This window comes from Mycobacterium sp. (assembly GCF_032162105.1).
GTDB lineage: Bacteria > Actinomycetota > Actinomycetes > Mycobacteriales > Mycobacteriaceae > Mycobacterium.
In genome coordinates, this window is sequence record NZ_JAVRPS010000039.1 from 1 (window position 1) to 5,047 (window position 5,047).

Here is a 5,047-nt window from a genome sequence, read left to right on the forward strand (position 1 = left end):
CCGGGCGCCGAGGCCGAATTCATGCTGACCGATGTGCGGTTCGAAGATCACCTCAAGCAACTGATCTCGACGACCATCGAACGGTTCGGCAGACTCGACGTGGCCGTCAACATCGCAGGCACCGAAGGCCGGCGCGCCCCGATCACCGACGTTACTGCCGATGACTACGCGACGTCCTTCGACACCAACGTGTTGGGCACCCCCGTCTTGTGCATCAAACACGAGATGCGGGTCATGACCAGCCAGGGCCGGGGGGAGCATCGTCAACATCTCCTCGACGATGGGTGAACGCGGGGCGCCCAACTCGGCCCTGTACGTCGCGAGCAACCACGCCGTGGACGGCTGACCACGGCAGCCGCGCCGGACGGCGCCGCTACAGGTGTCCGGGTCAACGCCATCGCTCCGGGCCCCGGGCAAACCGCCATGCTCGACCGTCTCACCGGTGCCGAAGAGAACAAGGCGGACAAACCTGCGCGACATCCCTCTCCAGTGGGCCGGACAACCCCGCGAGATCGTCGACGCCGTCCCATATGTGTCCTCGGAGTCAGCGTCATCAACGGGCAGATCATGCGCGACAGCGGCGGCAAGACAGCACAGTAGTCCCGAACCGACCTGCCACGACAGGCCGCATAACGGACGCCCGCAGCGACTTTCACGACGGTAGGTCTGCTGCAAACCGCCAGCTGGCTTGTAGGACAGCATCTTCGGGACCGAAGGGGGTTGAGGAGGACTTCTCCTGGCACCGGTGGAGTATCGAGACCCCGGTCGGGTGAGAACTCACTGCCACGAAATCGAGGCGGGGATGGCCGGTGCGGGGCGGCCCGCTTCGTCTTTCGCCCGTCACCATCAAGCCCAGACGCAGTCCCGAAAGCATTGTGCTGTAGCCGTTTTTCACGGTCGGCGAAGCGCGACCACGTACCCGCGAGCCATAGCCAGTGGCGGGGCCCTCCGAGACGCGCCGGCGCGCCTGTCACGTCGTGTCGTTCCGCCTACGTGGTGCTGTTGGCACCACGGTCGAACCTTCAAAGGCCGTCGCGTCCGGGCTAGCGTCAATCAGGTGCCGTCGCGGCGCGGAAAGGTCGGAATCCCCATGGATTTTCCAGAACTCAAACTCTTGATCGCAGGGGAATGGCGAGCCGGCAATGGCCGGGAGACGCGTCCAGTGATCGACCCCGCAACCGCAGATACGCTCGCCGAACTTCCGGTCGCCACCGACGTCGACGTCGACGACGCCCTGGCGGCGGCAGCGGAAAGCTTTGCGGCGTGGCGCAACACGCCAGCGGCGGAACGCGGAGCGATCCTGAACCGTGCGGCCGGTCTGCTCCGTGAACGGGCCGACGAGATCGGCCGAATTCAGACGATGGAGCAGGGCAAGGCAATCGCCGAATCGGTCAGCGAGATTTTCGTCGCCGCTGATCTGTTGCAGTGGGCGGCTGAGGAAGGACGTCGAACGTACGGCCGGATCATCCCGTCACGGGTGGCCGGCGGGCGCAGTATCGTGATACGCGAGCCGTTGGGGCCGGTGGCTGCCTTGACGCCCTGGAACTTTCCGATCGTCATTCCGGCGCGCAAGATCGCCGCTGCGCTGGCGGCTGGATGTCCAGTCGTGTTCAAGCCCTCCGAGGAGACACCCGCGACGGCCTTCGCGCTGGCTTCCGCACTACTCGACGCGGGTCTGCCGCCGGGGGTGCTGTCGGTGGTGTGTGGCAATGCCCGAACCATCACGCAGCGGCTCGTCGCGTCGTCGGCCATCCGCAAGGTGACGTTCACGGGCTCCACGCCGGTGGGAAGCGACATCGCCGCCCAGGCCGCCAAGCGGACCATTCCGGCGACCATGGAGTTGGGCGGGCATGCGCCGGTGTTGGTGTTCGCCGACGCCGACATCGCGCGTGCGGTGCGCATGCTCGTCGCCGCCAAGTTCCGCAACGCGGGCCAAATCTGCATCGCACCAACACGGTTCATCGTGCACAACGCGGTGCTGTCGGAATTCACCGACCAATTCGTTGAAGTGACGCGCGCGCTACGAGTGGGCAACGGGCTCGACTCCGAGGTATCGATGGGTCCGGTCGCCAATTCCCGCCGAATTCCAGCCGTCGAGGAACTGATTCAGGACGCGGTCGATCGTGGCGGGCAAGTACTCACGGGCGGCAAACCCCTCGATGGACCGGGCTACTTCTTCGAGCCGACGGTGTTGACGAATCTGGACCCTGAGCAGAGCCGCATCATGAACGAAGAGCCGTTTGGACCGGTAGCGTCCATCGTGTCCTTCGATACCGTCGAGGAAGCCCTGACACTAGCCAACCGGGTGCCGTTCGGGTTGGCGTCCTATGCGTTCACCACGTCGCTGGCCACCGCGCGGCTTGCCGGCGAGTCGATCGAGGCAGGCATGGTCGGCATCAATGACATTCAAATCATGGGTGCAGAGTCACCGTTTGGCGGAGTGAAGGACAGCGGCTACGGATCGGAGAGCGGCGTCGAAGGCGTCGAGGCGTTCATGCACTCCAAGTACATCCGCGAGAGCTAGCGCAGACCTTGAGAGAGCGACGATTCAAGACATCGCAGGACTATCCCGACACAGGAGGGGCATCACAGCATGACACCTGAAGAAAGTGACGAACAGCGCCGCGCCAACAAGGCTGTCGTCGAGGCGTACTACTCCGACTCACAATCCGGCGACTTGACGCCGTTCCTGCGCGACTACTTGGGCAGCGATTTCTCCGCGGTCGCCCCTAATTACGTCCCACTGGGCGGCAAAGTCCATGACGCGCAGTCGTTTACCACAGAAGTAGTACCGCACTTGGACCGAATGCTGGACTACAGCAGCTTCGACTACGAGGCCCTGATCGCCGACGGTGAGCAGGTCTGCGCACTGGTGCGGATAGGGATCGCCAATTCCCCTCACACGGTGTTGATCTCCGAGCACTGGACGGTACGCGACGGAAAGGCCCGGTCACTGCTGGTGATCTTCTTTGAGCCGCAGAACCTGCTCGACAGCGTCGGCATCGCGCACGGACTGATGAATCCGACTTGATGCACGCCTTCCGTGCCCACGTTTATTCGGAGCTTGGCTTCCAGCTGGCATTCCCCGACTACCGAGATCTGGATGACCCGAGGAAGTTCTCGGCGAGTAACACCGCTGAACAGCATTTTTGCAGCGAGTCCGTGAGCCAGCTACCCATGTTCGGCGAGAGGTTTTCCCATGAGTGAGCACGTAGTTCTGATCACCGGAGCCCTCGCCGGAATCGGACGGGCGACGGCGACGGCATTCGCCCGCGACGGCGCGTCCGTCGTTGTCTCCGGCCGCCGCGATGAGGAGGGCAACGCCCTGGCCGCCGAACTTCGGGGGCTGGGTAGCAAGGCCGAGTACATCCACGCCGACGTCACCATCGAGGACGACGTCCGCGCGCTGATCGAGGGCACTGTCAAGATATTCGGCAGGCTCGACGCGGCAGTCAACAATGCTGGCTACACCGGCAGCACCGGCCCTCTGGCGACCCAAACCGAGGAGGCCTACGACACTGTCTTCAACACCAATGTCCGCGGCCTGCTGTTCTCCCTGAAACACGAACTGCGCGTCATGATCGAGCAGAGACACGGCAGCATCGTCAACCTCTCCTCGACCTTCGGTGAACGCGGCGGCCGCAATGCGGGCCTATACGTGGCCAGCAAGCACGCGGTCAACGGGTTCACCCGGTCCGCGGCCCTCGATGTGGCAGCCGAAGGCATCCGCGTCAACGCGGTCGCCCCCGGCCCGGTGGCCACCGCGGGCCTCGACGCATTCGCCGGCGGAGCGGACGCAACCGCCGCCCTGGCCGCCGGCGTGCCCATGGGTCGCCTCGGCCACGTCGACGAGATCGCCGACGTCATCGGGTTCCTCACCTCCGACCGGGCCAGATTCATCACCGGCCAGATCATCGCCGTCAACGGCGGCAAGACAGCCCTGTGACCGTGCCCAGGTCATTCCTCTCGCCGGGCGGACCGATCTGGTCGAGCTGAAGAGACGGCGCGAATTCCGGATTGGTGTAGTAGTCGTGCAACAGGTTCGCGTCGATCTGTCCCGGGGTGGCGTCGAGAGCATCGCCGCCACCGGCCTTCCACGCCGAATCCCAGATCATGGCCGGTGTCTTTCGTCCCTCGATCATGACTTCTGCCGTCTGTTGATCGAGGTCGTCCCACATGGTGTCCATGATCGTTTGAGCCTTCTTGCCTCGCTTGGCCTTGTCGGCCTTCTTGGCGCCGGTTTGGCATTGCCGCAACCCTCGAGATTTTTCGCCGCCGTCCAATCCGGCATCCAGGCCGAAGGTCCCGCCAACGAGTCCAGATCCGCCTGCGCGATAGAGCACGGCAGAACACGGCGACGCGGAGGTACACGGCCTCAGCGGTGGCCGCCACGGTTCTCGTATGCCGACGTCAACGTTCTCAGGCCGCCGCCGAGCTCGGGGTCGATGCGTTAGGCCACAACTGAGGAAGGCGGCGGGGTCATGTTTTTGGGTGAGTGATCGCGACGTTGCAGTGCACCACACTGACAGCGTTAGGGCTTGTCGGTTTGGCTAGTTCTGGTGCGGAGGACCTCGGCCTGGCGGCAGTCGTGTATCTGGAAATTGCGCGACAGGTGCCTTGGCCGGAGCTTTTAACAGCGGTTCGGGCCGCAGGACAATGCTTGTGGAGGTCGACGTGCGGTCCGCGACAGTCCGAAACGGGGCAAGGGAAAGATATCTGTGGAGATGAGTATGAGGTTCAATGATGCTGCGCGGCAACTGATCGAGGCCGACCCGGCAACGCTCGTCACGGTTAATCGGGATGGCAGCGCGCAAGCAAGTTTGGTCTGGATGAATGTAGTCGAAACTGTCGACGGCGACGATGAGTTGGTCACGGCCCACCTGTCAGAATCGCAGAAGGTTCGCAACATCCGGCGCGATCCGCGAGTGGAGGCCGTTTTCGTTTCGACCGCCACCGACTCGACCTCCAGCGTCAAGGTCGGCTTGACCAAGGTTGACGGCCGCTGGCTCATCAGCAGTTTCGATCCGACGTGACCGTCCAGGACAAC

At 63.8% G+C, this 5,047-nt stretch carries 7 protein-coding genes; 6 read left to right on the forward strand and 1 reads right to left on the reverse strand.

Features of this window, described 5'->3' with window-relative positions; genetic code table 11:
• From QOC69_RS01700 to QOC69_RS01720, 5 genes are all read left to right on the forward strand, one after another.
• The coding region (locus QOC69_RS01700) for an SDR family oxidoreductase (protein WP_526435731.1) at positions 1–288 on the forward strand (288 nt) is incomplete at its 5' end.
• Positions 281–346, forward strand: a complete 66-nt coding sequence (locus QOC69_RS01705) for a hypothetical protein (RefSeq protein ID WP_526435743.1) — start codon at positions 281–283, stop codon at positions 344–346. The genes QOC69_RS01700 and QOC69_RS01705, both read left to right, overlap by 8 nt.
• A 744-nt stretch (positions 347–1,090) precedes the next feature.
• Positions 1,091–2,524 carry an NAD-dependent succinate-semialdehyde dehydrogenase gene (locus QOC69_RS01710; protein ID WP_526435733.1) on the forward strand — a complete coding sequence of 478 codons (1,434 nt, stop codon included), beginning with the start codon at positions 1,091–1,093 and terminating at the stop codon, positions 2,522–2,524.
• 69 nt (positions 2,525–2,593) lie between these two features.
• Positions 2,594–3,031: a nuclear transport factor 2 family protein gene (locus QOC69_RS01715; protein WP_526435735.1), complete on the forward strand. Its 438-nt coding sequence runs from the start codon at positions 2,594–2,596 to the stop codon at positions 3,029–3,031.
• A gap of 168 nt (positions 3,032–3,199) precedes the next feature.
• Complete coding sequence (locus tag QOC69_RS01720) at positions 3,200–3,946, forward strand: SDR family NAD(P)-dependent oxidoreductase (RefSeq protein WP_526435737.1); 747 nt, start codon at positions 3,200–3,202, stop codon at positions 3,944–3,946.
• On the opposite strand, the gene QOC69_RS01725 is transcribed toward QOC69_RS01720, so the two are convergent.
• Positions 3,921–4,283, reverse strand: coding sequence for a hypothetical protein (locus tag QOC69_RS01725; RefSeq protein WP_526435739.1), 363 nt, complete (start codon positions 4,281–4,283; stop codon positions 3,921–3,923). The two genes, QOC69_RS01720 and QOC69_RS01725, sit on opposite strands and share 26 nt — an antisense overlap.
• Positions 4,284–4,730: 447 nt before the next feature.
• On the opposite strand from QOC69_RS01725, the gene QOC69_RS01730 reads away from it, so the two are divergent.
• A complete protein-coding gene (locus tag QOC69_RS01730) occupies positions 4,731–5,033 on the forward strand; it encodes a pyridoxamine 5'-phosphate oxidase family protein (protein WP_526435741.1) in 303 nt (100 codons plus the stop codon).
• Positions 5,034–5,047: the final 14 nt, after the last annotated feature.

Coding starts and splice junctions, on each gene's coding strand:
- QOC69_RS01715 (WP_526435735.1), top strand. CDS start 2,594: ATGACACCTGAAGAAAGTGACGAACAGCGCCGCGCCAACAAGGCTGTC.
- QOC69_RS01710 (WP_526435733.1), top strand. CDS start 1,091: ATGGATTTTCCAGAACTCAAACTCTTGATCGCAGGGGAATGGCGAGCC.
- QOC69_RS01720 (WP_526435737.1), top strand. CDS start 3,200: ATGAGTGAGCACGTAGTTCTGATCACCGGAGCCCTCGCCGGAATCGGA.
- QOC69_RS01730 (WP_526435741.1), top strand. CDS start 4,731: ATGAGGTTCAATGATGCTGCGCGGCAACTGATCGAGGCCGACCCGGCA.